At 43.5% G+C, this 17699-nt stretch carries 18 protein-coding genes; 8 read left to right on the forward strand and 10 right to left on the reverse strand.

Going from position 1 to position 17699, the window contains the following annotated elements; all coding sequences use genetic code 11:
• Positions 1 to 8 precede the first annotated feature (8 nt).
• From ccsA to ACYVNW_RS03690, 6 genes are all read left to right on the forward strand, one after another.
• Complete coding sequence (gene ccsA / locus ACYVNW_RS03665) at positions 9 to 2522, forward strand: cytochrome c biogenesis protein CcsA (RefSeq protein ID WP_460678487.1); 2514 nt, start codon at positions 9 to 11, stop codon at positions 2520 to 2522.
• A gap of 113 nt (positions 2523 to 2635) precedes the next feature.
• Positions 2636 to 3397, forward strand: coding sequence for a Rossmann-like and DUF2520 domain-containing protein (locus ACYVNW_RS03670; protein ID WP_460678488.1), 762 nt, complete (start codon positions 2636 to 2638; stop codon positions 3395 to 3397).
• A gap of 40 nt (positions 3398 to 3437) precedes the next feature.
• Positions 3438 to 3770 carry a 2Fe-2S iron-sulfur cluster-binding protein gene (locus tag ACYVNW_RS03675; RefSeq protein ID WP_460678489.1) on the forward strand — a complete coding sequence of 111 codons (333 nt, stop codon included), beginning with the start codon at positions 3438 to 3440 and terminating at the stop codon, positions 3768 to 3770.
• 39 nt (positions 3771 to 3809) lie between these two features.
• Positions 3810 to 4052, forward strand: coding sequence for a Fe-S cluster assembly protein IscX (iscX, locus tag ACYVNW_RS03680; protein ID WP_460678490.1), 243 nt, complete (start codon positions 3810 to 3812; stop codon positions 4050 to 4052).
• Positions 4053 to 4155: 103 nt separating this feature from the next.
• A complete protein-coding gene (locus tag ACYVNW_RS03685; protein WP_460678491.1) occupies positions 4156 to 4668 on the forward strand; it encodes a KdsC family phosphatase in 513 nt (170 codons plus the stop codon).
• 24 nt (positions 4669 to 4692) lie between these two features.
• A complete protein-coding gene (locus tag ACYVNW_RS03690; protein WP_460678492.1) occupies positions 4693 to 5262 on the forward strand; it encodes a Maf family protein in 570 nt (189 codons plus the stop codon).
• Positions 5263 to 5264: 2 nt separating this feature from the next.
• On the opposite strand, the gene ACYVNW_RS03695 is transcribed toward ACYVNW_RS03690, so the two are convergent.
• The 8 genes from ACYVNW_RS03695 to ACYVNW_RS03730 all read right to left on the reverse strand — a co-directional run bounded on the left by ACYVNW_RS03695 (position 5265) and on the right by ACYVNW_RS03730 (position 12654).
• Complete coding sequence (locus ACYVNW_RS03695; protein WP_460678493.1) at positions 5265 to 6203, reverse strand: Ppx/GppA phosphatase family protein; 939 nt, start codon at positions 6201 to 6203, stop codon at positions 5265 to 5267.
• Positions 6204 to 6336: 133 nt separating this feature from the next.
• Positions 6337 to 7587 (reverse strand): ABC transporter permease, encoded by a 1251-nt coding sequence (locus ACYVNW_RS03700; RefSeq protein WP_460678494.1) that lies wholly within the window; start codon positions 7585 to 7587, stop codon positions 6337 to 6339.
• Positions 7588 to 7589: 2 nt separating this feature from the next.
• Positions 7590 to 8498, reverse strand: coding sequence for an ABC transporter ATP-binding protein (locus tag ACYVNW_RS03705; protein WP_460678495.1), 909 nt, complete (start codon positions 8496 to 8498; stop codon positions 7590 to 7592).
• A gap of 133 nt (positions 8499 to 8631) precedes the next feature.
• Complete coding sequence (gene dnaJ, locus ACYVNW_RS03710; RefSeq protein ID WP_460678496.1) at positions 8632 to 9795, reverse strand: molecular chaperone DnaJ; 1164 nt, start codon at positions 9793 to 9795, stop codon at positions 8632 to 8634.
• A 113-nt stretch (positions 9796 to 9908) separates the two neighbouring features.
• The gene (locus tag ACYVNW_RS03715; RefSeq protein WP_460678497.1) at positions 9909 to 10505 is read right to left on the reverse strand and encodes a nucleotide exchange factor GrpE; all 597 of its coding nucleotides are present in this window, start codon (positions 10503 to 10505) and stop codon (positions 9909 to 9911) included.
• A gap of 208 nt (positions 10506 to 10713) precedes the next feature.
• Positions 10714 to 11394: a cell division ATP-binding protein FtsE gene (locus tag ACYVNW_RS03720; RefSeq protein ID WP_460678498.1), complete on the reverse strand. Its 681-nt coding sequence runs from the start codon at positions 11392 to 11394 to the stop codon at positions 10714 to 10716.
• Positions 11395 to 11400: 6 nt separating this feature from the next.
• Positions 11401 to 11604, reverse strand: a complete 204-nt coding sequence (locus tag ACYVNW_RS03725) for a fructose-6-phosphate aldolase (RefSeq protein WP_460678499.1) — start codon at positions 11602 to 11604, stop codon at positions 11401 to 11403.
• A 24-nt stretch (positions 11605 to 11628) separates the two neighbouring features.
• Positions 11629 to 12654, reverse strand: coding sequence for an aldehyde dehydrogenase family protein (locus ACYVNW_RS03730; RefSeq protein WP_460678500.1), 1026 nt, complete (start codon positions 12652 to 12654; stop codon positions 11629 to 11631).
• A 100-nt stretch (positions 12655 to 12754) separates the two neighbouring features.
• Between ACYVNW_RS03730 and ACYVNW_RS03735 the strand changes: the two genes are divergently transcribed.
• Positions 12755 to 13108 (forward strand): 4Fe-4S dicluster domain-containing protein, encoded by a 354-nt coding sequence (locus tag ACYVNW_RS03735; protein ID WP_460678501.1) that lies wholly within the window; start codon positions 12755 to 12757, stop codon positions 13106 to 13108.
• A 101-nt stretch (positions 13109 to 13209) separates the two neighbouring features.
• Entirely contained in the window at positions 13210 to 13980 is a 771-nt protein-coding gene (locus ACYVNW_RS03740) for a C40 family peptidase (protein ID WP_460678502.1), read from the forward strand.
• Here the strand turns inward: ACYVNW_RS03740 and ACYVNW_RS03745 are convergent.
• Both ACYVNW_RS03745 and ACYVNW_RS03750 read right to left on the reverse strand, forming a co-directional pair.
• Positions 13965 to 14192: a hypothetical protein gene (locus tag ACYVNW_RS03745; RefSeq protein ID WP_460678503.1), complete on the reverse strand. Its 228-nt coding sequence runs from the start codon at positions 14190 to 14192 to the stop codon at positions 13965 to 13967. The two genes, ACYVNW_RS03740 and ACYVNW_RS03745, sit on opposite strands and share 16 nt — an antisense overlap.
• Before the next feature lie 74 nt (positions 14193 to 14266).
• Positions 14267 to 17602 (reverse strand): T9SS type A sorting domain-containing protein, encoded by a 3336-nt coding sequence (locus ACYVNW_RS03750; RefSeq protein ID WP_460678504.1) that lies wholly within the window; start codon positions 17600 to 17602, stop codon positions 14267 to 14269.
• Positions 17603 to 17699 lie beyond the last annotated feature (97 nt).

The following is a 17699-nucleotide window of genomic DNA, read 5'->3' on the forward strand; positions in this document are numbered from 1 at the left end:
TACACTGAATGGATACTGTTTATAAAGGGGAACACCTCTTACCGGGGCACTTAGGCCAATTTTTAATCGTTCTGGCTTTTGGTACGTCTCTAATCTCTACCCTGAGCTATTATTTTGCTACGGTAAATAAAAATGATGCTACTGTTGCCGCTTCATGGCGTAAAATGGCCCGCGTTAGTTTTTACATTAATGTGGCTGCTATTGTTGGCATAGGCGCATCGCTGTTCTATATCATTTTTAACAATTATTTCGAATATCATTACGCCTGGGCCTACTCTTCGCGTACGCTGCCTGTTTACTATATCATTTCCAGCTTTTGGAACGGGCAGGAGGGCAGCTTTTGGTTATGGACCTTCTGGCAAGGTATTTTAGGATTAGTGCTTATTGCCAAAGCTAAATCTTGGGAATCTCCGGTATTAACCGTTGTGGCATTATCTCAAGCCCTGCTGGCTTCTATGCTGTTAGGCATAGAGCTTTTTGGTTTACGTATCGGCAGTTCGCCATTTATTTTATTGCGGGATGCGGTGGAAGGCCCGATATTCAAGCAGCCAAATTATCTGGAATTCATTAAAGATGGCAGTGGCATGAACCCCTTGCTGCAAAACTACTGGATGGTAATTCACCCACCAACTTTATTCCTGGGTTTTGCCTCTATGGTAGTGCCGTTTGCCTATGCTATTGCAGGTTTATGGCAGCGCCGTTTCAAAGAATGGGTGCAGCCGGCTTTGTCCTACTCATTATTCTCGGTTATGATACTGGGTACCGGTATTGTAATGGGTGCTTTTTGGGCTTATGAATCGCTTAACTTTGGCGGTTACTGGGCTTGGGACCCAGTAGAAAATGCTTCCATATTGCCTTGGTTAACGCTGATAGGCGCTGTGCACGTGTTAGTGGTATACAAAAATACCGGGCACTCGTATTTTACGGCTACTTTTTTAGTACTCATCAGTTTTGTGCTTACTCTTTACGCCTCATTCCTTACCCGTAGCGGCATTTTGGGCGAAACATCAGTACATGCCTTTACTGATTTGGGGATGACGGCACACCTTGTGGCTGATGTAGTAGTTTTCCTGGTTATTAGCGTTTGGTTACTGGTAGTGCGCTGGAAGGAATTGCCCATTACCAAAAAAGACGAAGAAACTTATTCACGCGAATTTTGGCTGTTTGTAGGTTCAGTATTTTTAGCGCTGTCCTGCTTCCATTTATTCCTGGTTACTTCTATTCCGGTGTGGAATAAGCTGTTTGGCACCCATATGGCACCGCCTACCGAGCCGGTAAAACATTACAATGTAATTCAGGCTTCGTTTGCTGTTGTAATTATGCTGCTTACCGGTTTCAGTCAATTTTTAAAGTATAAAAACACTAACTCGGCCAAGTTTTTCATTCGGGCATTAGTTTATTTGTTAGTGTCCGGTATTATTAGTGGAGTTATCATCTATGCCACCGGTGTATATCACTTGCATTTTATTTACGGTACCTTGCTGTTTGCTGCTGTGTATTCGGTAATGTCAAACGGTAAAGTGCTGGTTGATGCCTTCAGCGGTAAATTGAAATTGGCCGGTTCGGCTGTGGCTCACATGGGTTTTGGTTTGCTATTAGTGGGAGCTGTAATTTCGGGTGGTACCCAACGTATTGCATCCGTAAATGAGTCAGGGGTGATCGAAGTGCAGGACTTTGAAAAGGCTGCCAACCCACGAGAAAACCTGATGTTGTACCGGAACAAACCCGTGCAAATGGGCGATTACCAGATCACCTATATTGGCGACTCCTTATCATCGCCCAACCATTATTTTAAAGTGGCTTACAAACGTTTTGATAAAGCCGGTAAAGTGGTTGAACAGTTTGTTTTAAAACCTAATGCCCAGGCTAACCCGAAAATGGGCCTGGTGTCATCACCCGATACACGTCACTACCTGTTTCATGATTTATACACACACGTTACGGCTGCACCTTTAAGGGATGAAATGGAAGCCAGCGCCGATGGCGATGCAGAGCATGCCATGAACAGTGAAAACGACGACAAAAATTACAACGAACCCGTAACCCATGAAGTTGCTGTAGGCGATACCATCCGTTACCGCGATGGTTTTATGGTTCTGAAAGGCTTGAACAAGCAGCCTAAAATTAACAATATCACTTTGGGCGGAAACGACATAGCAGTAGGTGCCATGCTGCAAGTAAATGCAGGTGGCCGTACTTACACCTCCGAGCCGGTGTTTATGATTAAGGATAATAACACTTTCGATTTTGCCCGTAAGGTAGATGATGCCGGCTTGAAGCTGCGTTTCTCAAAAATTAACCCGGAAAACCATAAGGTGCAAATCATGGTATATCAACAGCCGGAAAACAAGCGGCCTTACATTGTAATGCACGCGGTTGATTTTCCATATATCAACTTTTTCTGGTCGGGTGCTATCATTATGGTTATTGGCTTCTTTATGTCAATTTTAAAGAGAAATAAGGAGCTGGCAACAGCGGAAAACAAACCGGTGGTTAAAAGAGCTAAAGCTGGAGTAGCTTAAATAAAATATTGTCATTGCGAGGGACGAAGCAATCTCGTCGTATGTATATCTAACAAGTATAGGGGCGAGATTCCTTCGTCCCTCGCAATGACAAAGTTCATATATTTATACTCATGCGCATCACCATCATCGGCTCCGGTAATGTAGCTACCCATTTGGCGGCTGCGTTTAAAAATGCAGGGCATCGCCTGGTTCAAATTTACAGTCGTAATTTGCAGCATGCGTCTTTATTGGCTTATCACGTAAATGCGGAAGCCGTTGATGATTTAAGCCAGATCACCGCCAATACAGATTTATTTATAATAGCAGTCAAAGACGATGTTATTACTGCTATTGCCGGGCAATTAGCGCATTTTAACCGGTTAATGGTGCATACTTCGGGTGCTGTTCCTTTGAGTGAGTTGTTGGCAGTAAATTCTAATGCAGGTATATTTTACCCGCTGCAAACATTCAGTAAAACAAAGGAAGTGAACTTTTGGGAGGTGCCTCTGTGTATTGAAGGAGCTGATAATACCATTACAGAAAGTTTAACAGAACTGGCCCGTACCATCAGTAACAACGTTTATCAGGTAGATTCTGCTCAGCGCAAAATTCTGCATCTGGCTGCCGTTTTTGCCTGCAACTTTCCTAATTACTTATATCATATTGCTCAAAACCTGCTTGGCCAACATCAATTGGATTTTAACCTGATCCGCCCATTGATTTCTGAAACTGCGGCTAAAGTACAAGAGGCATTACCCGCTGAGGTGCAAACTGGTCCTGCCATACGTGAGGATGAAAGTACCATGGCGGCTCACGTAAAGTTATTGGAGAAAACACCCGAACTTCAGCTGATTTATACGATGTTAAGTCAGGGTATCATCAAAATGAAGTAAAGGCAAACGGCACATAGCTAATTTTGTTACTTTTGCGGGAATGGAAATTTTTAAGATCAAAATAAATTTCGAAGAGCCGGATCATGCCCCGGTTGAATTGCCTATCGCCGAAGGCGAATCTGTACTGGATGTATGCCTTGAAAACGGTATCGAACTGCAACATAATTGCGGTGGTGTATGTGGTTGCAGTACCTGCCATGTGTATGTAACTAAAGGCATGAATAATATCCAGGAAATATCAGATAAGGAAGAGGACTTTATTGACCGCGCTGTAAACCCGAGAATTACTTCGCGTTTGGGCTGCCAATGTGTGGTGCTTGACGGTGATATTGAAGTTACCATTCCGGACCAATCACAATTCATGGGTCACTAATTTTGTGCACTACTTTAAAAACCAATCATTATTCACAACATGATTCAAGATAAATTTTCTCTCCCGATACATTGGAACGATTACGAAGACATCGCCATGGGGCTTTACGAAAAGTTCGGTGATGACTTTAATGAGTCTAAAATATACCGTATTCGCTTTACCGATTTGGTAGAGTGGGTACTCAGCCTGCCAAACTTTACCGACACACGCGAGCAGTCGAACGAAGGCCATCTGGAGCAAATTCAATCGGCATGGGTATACGAATGGCGCGATAATCAATAAGTCGTTTCGAAGGAGTCAGGAAGCAGAAATCTAGAGCCAGGATTTTTGTTTCCTATTTTTGAATAAATTAGTTCTGGTTCTTGACTCTTGTTTCTACACTGCCATGTTAGACAAACTAAAAGATATTACCACCTTTATTTTTGATGTTGATGGTGTACTTACCGATGGTTCTGTATTTGTAACCGAAAGTGGTGAGCAAAGCCGTGCATTCAATATCAAAGATGGCTATGTATTGCAGCTGGCTGTAAAGTTAGGTTACAATTTATGTGCTATATCGGGCAGCCGCTCTAAAGTGGCATTGCACCGCTTAAATAGCTTAGGTATTACTGATGTTTATCTGGGCAGCAACACTAAAACCGAAAAGCTGAAAACTTACCTCGAGGAGCGAGGCATCAGCCCGTCACAGGTTTTATACATGGGCGATGATATTCCCGATTTGGAAGCCATGAAGATGGTAGGCTTACCGGTTTGTCCTGCTGATGCAGCTGAAGAGATAAAGGCAGTGAGTGTATATGTTTCTCCTTTAGCCGGTGGTAAAGGCTGCGTACGCGAAATCATGGAAAAAGTACTTAAAGTACAAAAACAATGGATGGGTGCTGAGGCTTATAGCTGGTAATCATTATTAAACTTACTTGTGTTTATGAAAGGCTTGCCTACAGTTATTTTAGCTTCAAAATCGCCTCGCCGCCAGGAGTTGCTGCGGCAGATGGATATTGATTTTCGCATTGTATTAAAGGAAGTCGACGAATCTTACCCTGAAGGTTTAACACCCGAAGCAATTGCCGTTCATATTGCGGAAAAAAAAGCCATGGCTTTTGATGAAGCTGTGACTAACGAGATTGTGCTCACGGCTGATACCATTGTATGTATTGACGACCAGATTTTAGGCAAGCCAACTGATGCAGCGCATGCTGTACAAATGCTTCGCCAATTATCGGGCCGGGTGCACCGTGTAATCACCGGTGTATGCATTATGCATAAAGGCGAGGTAAACAAATTTTTTGATGTTTCTGAAGTGTTCTTTCGCCATTTAAGCGATGAAGAAATACAAACATATGTAGAAAAGTATCTACCCTTAGACAAAGCCGGTGCTTACGGCATACAGGAGTGGGTAGGGGTAACCGGTATTGAGCGCATCAATGGCTCTTATACCAACGTAGTAGGCTTACCTACTGAGAAAGTGTACCAGCAGTTAAAACGATTGATTTAAGTTTAGCCTGCTTTAACTTTTAACATTTCCGCTACAACACCTTCTTTTAACGAGTAAGCAGACATGCAGACCTGATCCGTATGCAATTTATCCATCAAGTATTTAGTAATTAATCCGGCAACTACAATCATATCTACACGTACCGGCAATATAGCCGGGTTTGCGGCACGTTGCTCGTGTGAAGATGCTGCCAGTACATCAAATAATTGAAGCAGCTTTTGTGTATTGAATGTGTAGTTAATCTGCTGTTTCCAATTGAGGGTTTGGCCATTGTCAATCTCTACTAATTCCGCAAAAGTTTCAAAAGCCCCGGATGAACCAATGAGTGTGTTGATATGCTGCGGCCCCAGGGCTTTGTATAAAGGCTTCAATTGCTCATCTAAATAATTAAATAAAGCTGCTGTCTGATCGGCAGGTATAGGATCTTGCTGATGGAATTTAGCCATTAAGCGGGCGGCACCTATTTCGAAGCTTTGCTTCCAAAAAATCTCGTCTTTGTTGCACCAAATGAGTTCTACACTACCGCCGCCAATGTCCACAATTAAGTTATTACCGTGGTTTAAGCAACCAGCTGCTTTTATACCTTCGAAAATATAACCCGCTTCTGTATCACCGTCGATAGTTTGAATTTGAATGCCGGTAAGCTGATTTACCTGCTCTATAAATTGCTTGCCGTTGGCCGCACTACGCATTGCGGAGGTAGCCAGGGCTTTAATATCATCTGGCTTATGCTCATCAATTAATGTCTTAAACCGCTGTAAAGCTTCAATGCCACGTTGATAAGGCTCTGGCCTGATCACACCCTCGTTAATACCACCTTCGCCCAGCTTTACAGCTTCGGTAACATGCTTAATAATATTGAGGAGAGGCGGAGCTCCCTCAACAATAATAAGATGAAAAGTATTGGTGCCTAAATCTAATACGGCAATACGGTTTTTCATTGGTTTTATAAATTTAGTGTATTAGCCATCAAAAACAAGTGTGGCATGTAAAAAAGTCCCTATAAGTAAAACGCCATTGCAGATAGGGTTGCAATGGCGTTTTTATGTTTGATAATTGAAGTTAACGGAAAGCTTACTCTTTGTAAAAGAACCACTTTGCTAATTCGCCGTAACTTGCCTTTTTGCCATACATCAGAATACCTACACGGTAAATGCGTGCAGCAACCCAGGTGGTGAATAAAAAGCCCACTACCATTAAGGCCATTGATAAAAAGATCTGCCATTCGGGTACATGGAAGGGTAAGCGCACCATCATGGCCACAGGCGCAGTAAACGGAATAACGCTTAACCACACCGCAAGCGGACTATCTGGGTTCTGCACCAGAAAGGAAACAGACAGAATGTAAGTGAACAGTAAAGGCAGGGTAATCGGAAACATAAATTGCTGTGTTTCCGTCTCGCTATCCACTGCCGAGCCCACTGCCGCAAAGATGGCACTGTACAGCATAAAGCCGGTAATAAAGTAAAAGAAGAAGTAGCCAATGATGGAACCAAAATGAATGGCAGAAAGGTTGCTCATCAAATACATCATCGGGCTTTGCGGACCTTTGTAGTCGTGCCCTAACAGGTAGGTGACACCTAACGATAGGATGACCCACAACACAAATTGTGTAATACCAACCAAGCCGACACCAATAATTTTTCCAAGCATCAACTGAAAAGGCTTTACAGATGATACGATTACTTCAATAATGCGGTTAGTTTTTTCTTCAATTACACCACGCATTACCTGCGCACCATATAAAAACAGCGACATGTAAATTAATATGGCTCCGGCTACGCCTACAATGTAGGAGGTAGTACTGCTTGAATTTTCTTCACCTGTTTCGGTAATCTGTTTGGCAGCTACTGCATAATTAGTTTTAGCCAGTCGGAGCTTATTGGTATCAATACCGGCTTGCATCATGTTATAATTGGTAGCAATACTGTTAACCTGGCTCTCAATAGCCAAACTGGTATTTAAATTCGGTTTGCCGGTAGAATATAACTGAATGGCATCGGGTTTCTGATAATCTTTAGGAATATACAGGGCAAACTCATCTTCATTCTTTTTAAGCTCGGCCTTGGTTTGGGCCAGGGTAGCGGTGCTCTTTTCAAAATGCAGGTTTTTTTTGCCGGTAAAGTGGTTGTAAAAAACGCCGCTTTCATCAATTACCCTTACCACGCGGGCGGTGCTCATTTCATCACTGTTTTTGTACAGGTATTTCATCACCGTATACATAATCAGCACCAAAGCGGGTACCAATAGGGTCATCACCAAAAAAGCTTTTTTGCGTACACGTGATAAGTATTCGCGCTGAATAATAAGTAAAACTTTGTTCATGATTATAATTGGTTTTGGTTTACTTTCTGTACAAAAATTTCGTGTACGCTTGGAATCACTTCCTTCAGCATCTCAATCTGCACTTTGGGCAGCAGGTATTGCAGTACCTGGTTGGCATCCACACCAGTATTCAATTGTACACGCATTTGGTAGGCATCATCATCGGCAATTTCATCCAGCAGGGTATAAGGTTGCAAAGCATCTGTATCCAATTTACTGCCGGTGTAGCGGATGGTGTAGGTATTGTTCCGGTACGAATTACGGATGTCTTTTACACGCCCGTCCAATATTTTGTGCGACAAATTGATAAGTGCAATAGAATCGCATAGTTCTTCAACCGATTCCATACGATGGGTAGAAAAGATGATGGTAGAACCTTTACGATTTAATTCCAGTATTTCATCTTTGATAATATCCGCATTAACAGGGTCGAAACCGCTAAAAGGCTCATCCAATATGATCAAATCCGGCTCGTGCAGTACTGTAGATACAAACTGTGCTTTCTGACTCATACCTTTAGATAGTTCCTCTACCTTCTTGTCCCACCAGGTTTCCATGCCTAACTTTTCAAACCAGTATTTAATGCGGCGTTTTGCTTCATCGTAGCTTAACCCTTTTAACCGGGCTAGGTAAATCAGTTGTTCGCCAATCGGCATTTTCTTATATAAGCCGCGTTCTTCAGGCATGTAACCGATGCGCTCAATGTGCGATTGGTTGAGCTTTTCGCCATTGAAATAAATCTCTCCGGAATCTGGCGCAGTAATTTGGTTAACAATGCGGATGAGGGAAGTTTTGCCGGCACCATTAGGGCCAAGCAAGCCGTACACCTGGCCGTTGCCTACTTCGAGGCTTACATCGCTCAGGGCGCGATGACCGGCATACTGCTTCACAATATTGCGAATACTAAGCATAGGGTTTAAATTGTTTGAGTAATTAGGGTTTAGATACGGAAGATAGGCGTTTGTTACAACATTGCGGAATGTATTTTAAATAAAAAAAGCCAGCTAATGTATTAGCTGGCTTTTTTATAAAACTCTTATATGCCTACTCAAAATATTCTTTCATCCGCTCAAAGAAGTTCTTCTCATTCTTGCCCGGATTGGGTTTGAAGTTGGGCGAACTTTGCAATTTCTCCAACAGATCGCGCTCTTCGCGGCTCAGGGCCTTTGGTGTCCATATGTTGATGTGCACCAGCTGGTCGCCACGGTGGTAGCTGTTTACTTCGGGCACACCTTTACCCTTGAGGCGCAATATTTTGCCGCCTTGCGTGCCGGCATCTATTTTAATTTTTGCTTTGCCATCAATGGTAGGTACTTCAATACTTGTCCCTAAGGCCGCATCAATAAAGCTGATGTGCAAATCGTAAATTACATTGTTGCCATCGCGCTTTAAGGTTTCGTGCGGTACTTCCTCAATTAAAATAATCAAATCGCCGGGTACACCACCGCGTGGGGCTGCGTTGCCTTTGCCGCTCATGCTCAGTTGCATGCCTTCGCTCACACCGGCCGGAATATTGATGGTAATGGTTTCTTCGCCACGTACCACGCCATCGCCATGGCATACATTACATTTGGCAGTAATTACGCTGCCTTCGCCGTTACAAGTAGGGCAGGTGCTGGTGGTTTGCATCTGGCCCAAAATGGTATTGGTTACACGGCGCACCGCACCCGAGCCACCACAAGTGCTACAGGTTTGGAAGGATGATTTGTCCTTCGCCCCGCTGCCATCACAGGTTTTACAGGTAACCTGTTTGTTTACCTTTATTTTCTTCTCGGCACCGTTGGCTATCTCTTCCAAGGTTAAACGCACCTTGATACGTAGATTGCTGCCACGGGCTACACGGCGACCACCGTTGCCACCCTGACGACCACCGCCAAAGAAACCTTCAAACGGACTGCCGCCGCCAAAGATATCGCCAAACTGGCTGAATATGTCATCCATATTCATGCCCGCGCCGCCGTAGCCGCCACCATTGGCCGACTGCGCGTTGGCTGCATGGCCAAACTGGTCATACCGCTGGCGCTTTTCCGGGTTGCTTAAAACTTCGTAAGCTTCAGCTGCTTCTTTAAAGTTATCTTCGGCCTGTTTATCGCCCGGGTTTTTATCCGGGTGATATTTAATGGCCATCTTGCGGTAGGCTTTCTTTATTTCATCCGCCGAAGCACCCTTGGCTACGCCAAGTATATCATAATAATCTCTTTTTGCCATCTCTATTTATGGGTATAGTGAGCATTAAGTTGTGAATATTGAAAATTAAGAAGGTAATTAGAACCGCCTTCAAAACTCACTACTCACTATCTATTGCTCACCATGCACTAATGTTACGCTCCAACAACTACTTTGGCAAAACGAACTACCTTATCGTTCAGGTAATATCCTTTTTCCAGTTCATCAACTACTTTTCCCTTCAAATCATCGGTAGGTGCAGGAATGTTGGTAATGGCTTCGTGCAAATCAGGGTCAAACTCCTGGCCTTTAGCTTCCATTTCCTTCAATCCTTTTTGAGTAAGGATGTGTTTCAGTTTGTTCTGTACCAATACTACGCCTTCTTTAACTGCGGCCACATCTTCAGAAGTTTGCATAGCTTTAACGGCGCGGTCAAAATCATCAAGTACCGGCAGTAAGGAAGCAATTACATCTTTACCCGCGCTGAGGCGCTCCTCGGCGCGCTCTTTATTGGTACGACGTCTAAAATTATCAAATTCGGCGTACAAACGCAAATATTTATCATTGGCCTGAGCCAGATCTTCTTTTAACTTACTTTCGGCAGACGGTGCTGTGGCTTCCTGCTCAGCAGCTACATTTAATTCATCAGCAAGCGGGTGTTGCTCGTCGCTTGCAGCAGTGTTTTCTGCATTCAGGTCGTTCAGATTTTCAGACATATCGGTATTCGCTTTTTTCTTTTTGTTCCAGAACATATCGAATGATATTGTTCAACAATGCAAATCAAGTACCCTGCCATAAGCATATTTACGCCAGGGTGTCAGTTTATTTAGTAAATGAGTGTTGTTTTGTCGGGGCAGAATGACAGGCTTTTCACAACGAAGAATAAAAGGACAAAGGACAAAAGACAGGTTGTTTTCCCCCATCTTTTGTCCTTTATTCCCAAGTCTTTTATCCCAAAATCTAAATCTCCACGTCCTCCAGTACTTTGCCCGATTCGCATTTGATGATGCGGGAAGGGAAGGTGCGGATGATATGGTAATCATGCGTGGCTACCAATACGGCAGTGCCACCCTGGCTGATTTGTTTCAGCAGCATAATAATATCTTCAGAAGTGTCAGGATCGAGGTTGCCGGTAGGCTCATCTGCCAAAATGATTTCCGGGTCGTTGATCAAAGCGCGTGCAATTACCACCCGTTGCTGCTCACCACCTGACAATTCATGCGGCATTTTTTTAAGTTTGGAGCGCAGGCCAACTTTCTCCAATACATCAAGGGTGCGCTCATCAATCAGTTTTTTGTCTTTCCAGCCGGTGGCTCTCATTACAAAGTGCATGTTTTGCTCAATGGTACGATCGGTGAGCAACTGAAAATCCTGAAATACAATGCCCAGCTTACGGCGCAGAAAAGGAATATCTTTTGTGGCTATCTTTTTCAAATCATAACCTCCGGCATGTCCGTCACCCGTTTGAATGGCCAGGTCGCCATAAATAATTTTCAGTAAACTACTTTTACCCGAACCGGTTTGGCCAATCAGCCACACAAAATCACCTTTGTCAATGTGCAAGTTTACGTCAGACAGTACCAGGTGCTTTTGCTGAAATACGTCTACATGCTGTAGCTTTATAATAGAGTTTCCTATCATGGAGTATTAAAAATCAAGTTTCACAATTTGCCCGAAAGGCAGGTCCTTAATCAGGTTCATAATATGCTCGGCTTTATCGCCCAAACCAATCTTTTCCAGTGATTTTTCGGGGCGATCTACCCTGAAGTAAGCCAGCAGGGTAAAGCGCTCGTCGCGCAGTTGTACATAATCGGGTATTTTGGCTACGCCTTTCACTTTAATAATATACATGCCTGTTCAAAGTTATTGTAAATTTTAAAGTTTCAGCAAAAAATCTAGGGTATCTATACCATCGGCATAATCACTTAACCCGGGCTGCTGGCTGCAACCGAAGTCAACCACTTGCCCGGGTAACGCAACCGGTGCCTGGGTAACCACACATTGTATCTGGTCGGCCTGCGCTTGCAATGTAGCTTGCGCCGATGATAAATCGGCATATTCTTCGTAATGCATTACTGCCAAAGCAGAAGTCAAACGTTCATCCTTTTTCAATAACAAAAAGCCATTATCCAAATGCGGCTCGCGATTTACCAGCAATATGGCTTTGTTGTAATCGTAATTGTTATGGTATTTATGATGGTTAGCAATGGTATGGAATGATTCAATCGATTCAAAAAAAGCGTCAAATATATATCCCTTTGGTGCCATCAGTTTGGAAACATTACGGCAGCCCAAGCCATAGTAGTCAAATATATCGTGCCCTAAGCTGGCCAGTTGTTCTTTAGTTTCCTGCCCGGTAAGTAAGGCAACACTGTTGCGGTTTTTACGAATGATATGCGGCACCTTACCGAAATAATAATCAAAGTAACGAGAGGAATTATTACTGCCGGTAGCAATCACCGCATCAAACCCTTCCAGTTTATTTACTACACTATAGTGGCTGCCCAATTCAGCATCAATGATATTCAGTTGCCGAAGTACATATAAAATCAATCGCGCATCTTGAGTTGAAGCTTTGATTTGCGCATAATGACCGGCTATCAGCGTGCATATCACGTCATGAAAACCTACCAGCGGAATATTTCCAGCCAGTATGAGCCCAACCGTTTTTGGCGCATGGGCTGCAGGTAGGGTATAGCTGTCTAACCATGCCGTTAAGTGTTGAGCCGTTAGCTGGCGGGCTATGGCTTGTACGGCGTGTGCCACACTTTCGGGCGTAAACCAGGCATTGTGGTTGGCTTCGGTAGCAATAAGTTGCTGAAGCTCCGCATCGGGTTGGCGCAGTTTTTCGCCAAGGGCAGATAACGCAGATATTACTTTTTGAGTGTATGAATTTAGCATGTGAATGACAAGTAAGCTTAAACCGTAGCTGCAATTTTTTGTTATATTTGCGGTTACAAAAACAGAAGGCAAATTTACTGATAATATAAGGAATTGAACTATGGCAATTAAAATCACGGATGAATGTATAAACTGCGGGGCATGTGAGCCTGAATGCCCAAACAATGCCATTTATGACGCAGGTGCAGCATGGCGCTTTTCGGATGGTACCGAATTGCGTGGTGTAATTGATTTTGGTGATGGCAACACCCTGAACGCTGAAGAAACACAGGCCGCATTATCTGATGATATCTATTATATAGTACCTGATAAGTGTACCGAATGTGTAGGTTTTCATGATGAGCCGCAATGTGCTGCTGTTTGCCCTGTAGATTGCTGTGTGGATGATGAAGACATCCGCGAAAGCGAAGAAGAACTGCTGGCCAAGAAAGAGTGGCTGCATGCTGAGGCATAATATTGGATAAACATATTACCGAAAGAGGGAACGTGTAATATACGTTCCCTCTTTTTTTGGCCTTATTTTTTGTTTAAGTTGCACCACCTTTATCAACCCGAATGGAATACGGAATTTGTACATTATCTGTGATACCAATGCGCGCCGAAGGTAATGAGCGCAGCGAACAGGTATCACAATTATTATTTGGCGAAACTTACGAGGTATTGCAATGGCAAGAGAAATGGGTGTTTGTGCGCACCAGTTTAGACCAATATGAAGGATGGATTGCGCGTTTACAGGTGAAACTGTTAGGGCATATCGATTATCATACACTGCAATCGGTATCTCCGGTTATTACTTATCGTGCGGTTACGCAAGCTTGGAAAACGCCCGATAATAGCGTCCTCTATTTACCGGCGACCAGTAGTCTGGCCTTTTTGAACGGTACCATAAGTACGATTAACCAGGAGAGGTATGAACTTATAGGGGAGATTGGTAATGACTTTGCTGATTTAGCCGAAGCAGCTTCATCCTATTTGAATACACCATACCAGTGGGGAGGACGTACACATTTCGGTATTGATTGTTCGGGTTTTACGCAAGCGGTGTACCGCATGTATGGTATACAATTAAAGCGTGATGCCAGCCAGCAGGCTACCCAGGGGCAGGTGGTTGATTTTGTTACCGAAATTCAAACCGGCGATCTTGCTTTTTTCGATAATGTTGAGGGGCGCATTACCCACGTAGGTATATTGTTGAATCCTGATACGATCATTCATGCCTCGGGCCAAGTAAAAATCGATCGTTTTGATAGTGAAGGTATTTACTCTGCAGAATTAAAACGGTATACGCATAAACTACGTATTATTAAACGCTATTTGGCGGCCTGATGGCATTGCTTTTTGTACAATACACAGGTGCCCAGAACAAGGCCGGTTGCTATTAATACATAGTTCCATGTGTCCAGTGGGCAATCGGCGTATGGATCCACATTGTCGCAAGGCAAATCAGGATCATCCTGTGCAACAGCCAGATTATTTAAAAATGTAAACAGGCAAAGAGCTATGAACCATAGCTTTTTTCTTTTTATAAAACTCCACATCACTCTCACATTTTAAACCTTGCCTCGGCATGAGGAAAGGCATCTTGTTCAATCTCTTTGTAAGCTTCGCTGCTTTAGTTCTTAATAAATTTTGATTGCCCTATCAGTTCACCGTTTGACCGGGTTAACTGAATCATATAAGTACCCGGCTTCAGGGGCGATACATCATAAGCTGAAACCGTGGTGTTTACCTGGCGGCGCATCATGAGCTGCCCGGCGGTATTGTAAATATTGGCGGCACAATTACCCGCCTCTGTGCTTTTAACCGTAAGGTTAATGGTTTGCACTGCCGGGTTCGGATAAATGCGCATTAAGTTTTGATCTGTCAATAAGGTATTGTCAACTGATATCACCATCGAATAGCTGACATGGTTGTTTATATCATTCTGTACTAAACGATAGTCATTAAGCCCGGCGACTGGATTGCGATCAATGTAGCTGTAAGTATGGTTGCCATTACTTTGCAATTGCGTGATATCATAAAAACCAGTGCTGCCTGCGTCCTTCCGCTGTAAATTAAATCCGGTGTAGGTACCTTCATTGTAAGCTTTCCAGGTAATTTTTATGCCTTCAGATACCTTTTCGGCTTTAAAATTTACCAACTGGTAAGGGGCAAGTGGCCGGGGCCGGATTGCCAGTTCGAAACGGTTGGCACCAAAGCTGGCGGTGTCACTTTTGTTAATCCGAAAGTTGTAAACACCGTACCGGCGGATGTTTAATGAATCTTTCAGGTATTTATCACGCAGCCAGACATTGTAAAGGGTGTCAATACCCCTGATATTTTCAATTTTGATTTTATATAAGTTACTGTTGGCAGCATTCACATTTAATTTAATGGTTTTGCCTTGGGTATAGTCGCTTAGTTTATTTAGCGCTACACGACGGCCATCAGCTGTATAACTCGACATTAATACAGCTGATGAAGTGCTGTTCATGTCCACCGCGTCTTCGCTTCCAAACTGGTCAGTCCAGTCGGGGCTGAAGTATATGCCACAGTAAGTGCTCAACAGGCTGTCCTGCTCTATTTTCATGTAAAAACCAGCCAGTGCATCTGTTTGTTTAGGAATACCCATCAGTATAACAGAAGGCACAAGTTGTTCAGCTTTCATGGTTTCAGTAAATGTGAGTGTTTGGTTGGCGCTGTTCGCCCTTACCAAAAAGCCCTGACCGCTTACTACATAACGTGACGCCCTTGGCGATGAAGTACCTGTGGTGCTGTATACAATATATCCCTGCGAGGGATTCGCATTATCCAACTCATATACAGAGTTGGTAATACCGGTATTGCCTGAAATGACCGCATTTAAATCCAGTGTGGAGGCGTAAGGATTGCCAACCATATTCAAGCCTGCGTTGATGCCCAGCGCAGAAGAATAAGACAACTTGTTTGTAGTGGTTGTGGTGGCACCTGCCGGCGTATACCATAAGTTTACAGCAACATTGTTTTGGTTAAGCGTTCCGGTAGCTGTAACTACCATATCTTCGGGGCCAACAGTAGGGGCAGCTGTAGCTTTGGCTGATGCATTGGTATTGTTGCCAATGTAGTATACAATATAACCGTTGCCAACTGGCAAGGGTATGTTATTGCCACCATCAGATGTGTTAATATTACCAGTGCTGTAAATTTTTGTTATTCCCCGGTGCTTGCCCGAAATAAAAGTGGTATTGTTGTTGGTACCACTTTCATTAAAAACGTATAGTGTAGGGTTATTATTCGCTTGTGTAAATCCGTTAGTGGTTCCTCCCGGACCACTAACCAGCATACCACTGCTGATTAAGTAGCCCGGATTTATATTACCGCCACCACTAATACTTGATGATATATTTACCGGGCTGGTTAGCAAGCGATAAGCCCGGGCCGTGTATACGCCGTTTACTTTAGTACTACCTCCAATAATATAACGTTGCACGTTTACATTGCCAACAATTGATGCACCGCTGGGCATCCTGGCTATGGTTGCACTTGACGCTGCGGTGGACAATAATGTCAGATAGGCTGCGGTGGAAGTACCGGCATTTAATACCGCCGGGCTAACCATGGTTAGTAAACCTGTGCCAGATACAGCGAAATTGCCAACACCTGCAGCCATTGTTTTTGCCCCAGCTCCGCTAAAGGTAACCTTGCTGAATGTGGTACCCTGTGCGCTATTGTCAGTTAATGTTTGGGCTGTGGTACCATCAAATGTGATTAACCCGGTACCTTGGGTGAAAATTGACGAATTGGTATAATTTCCGGCAATGGTTATAGCTCCGGCTCCCATGGTCATTGTACCTGAGTTAGTTAGTGAGCCATTGATGTCTGTGCTGCCCGAACCGCCGGTTATTGTGCTTGAGTTGGTCCAGTTGGTGCCAATGGTGGTGGTATTTGTATAAGTGACAAGATTGAGCGGACTGTTGGTAGTCAGGGCCTTATCTATTTTTAATACACCCGCACCCGTACCTGCAACTGCAGTACCGCTGCTTTCTACCACCAGATTGTTATAGGTAGCTACGCTTGTGTTGATGTTACCGCCGCCGGAGCCAAAGCCTGGTGTTGATGTGGTATAAATGGTTGGTGAAACGCCGGTATAACGAACGGTTACATCACCACCACTGGTGCCAGAGCCGTTAAAGTTTATAGATGCGTATGGGGTAGGTATAGCAGCTAAAGCCGCTGAAGAAGCCAAATACAAACTTGGCGTTGTTTTAGTGCCGGAGGTTACTCCACTGCTGTAGGAGGTAGTGTACTGACCATTTATAGTAAAATACGCAGCATTGCTTGATGTGCTGAGTAAAGAATTTGAAATTATGATTTTACCATTAAGGTACATGTTCCCGCTTTCCAAACGGAAACCACTGCCGTTTTGCACTGATAGCGAAATCAATATATTGACATTGCCGCTTATATTTAAAGTTGATACATAAGAAAAGAAAAAATTGTTATTACCGCCTAAACTTGTGGTATTACCAACATTGATGTTCGAACAATTGATAATACCACTACCCGCCAGATAATTATCTACTTCTCTGTTGGTTTTATTAGCATTGTCGGTGATATCGCCCGATACGTTGAGAGTGCCATTGACAGTCAATGTGGTGGCGTAAACAGCAGTGATAGAAGATACGCCGGTTGTAGAACCAAAAGTTACCGATGCTACATTGATAGTTGTACCGGCAGCAATATTAGGTTGAGAAGAGTAAGCTGTTGAGCTTACACCAATCCTTACAATATCAGGGTTACTGCTGGTAGCATTTACCTGGCCTGGATATGTTGATGAACCATCGCTCGCTGTCCAATTTGAAGCTGTTGTCCAGTTGCTGCTAGTCGTACTTCCGCGCCAGTCATAAGTAGTTGCACCTGCCGAGAAAGTAGTTAGTAAGACTACAACAAAAACAAATAAGCTATATACCCAACGAATTCCGCTACTCATTACAATCGTCAAAAAATAATTTCGATTGACGTAGTATACGGAGCAGAATAAAAATGGTTACCTGTTTAAATAAACCGAAGTGTTTTGAATTTTGTAA

It is taken from the genome of Mucilaginibacter koreensis (genome assembly GCF_054783355.1).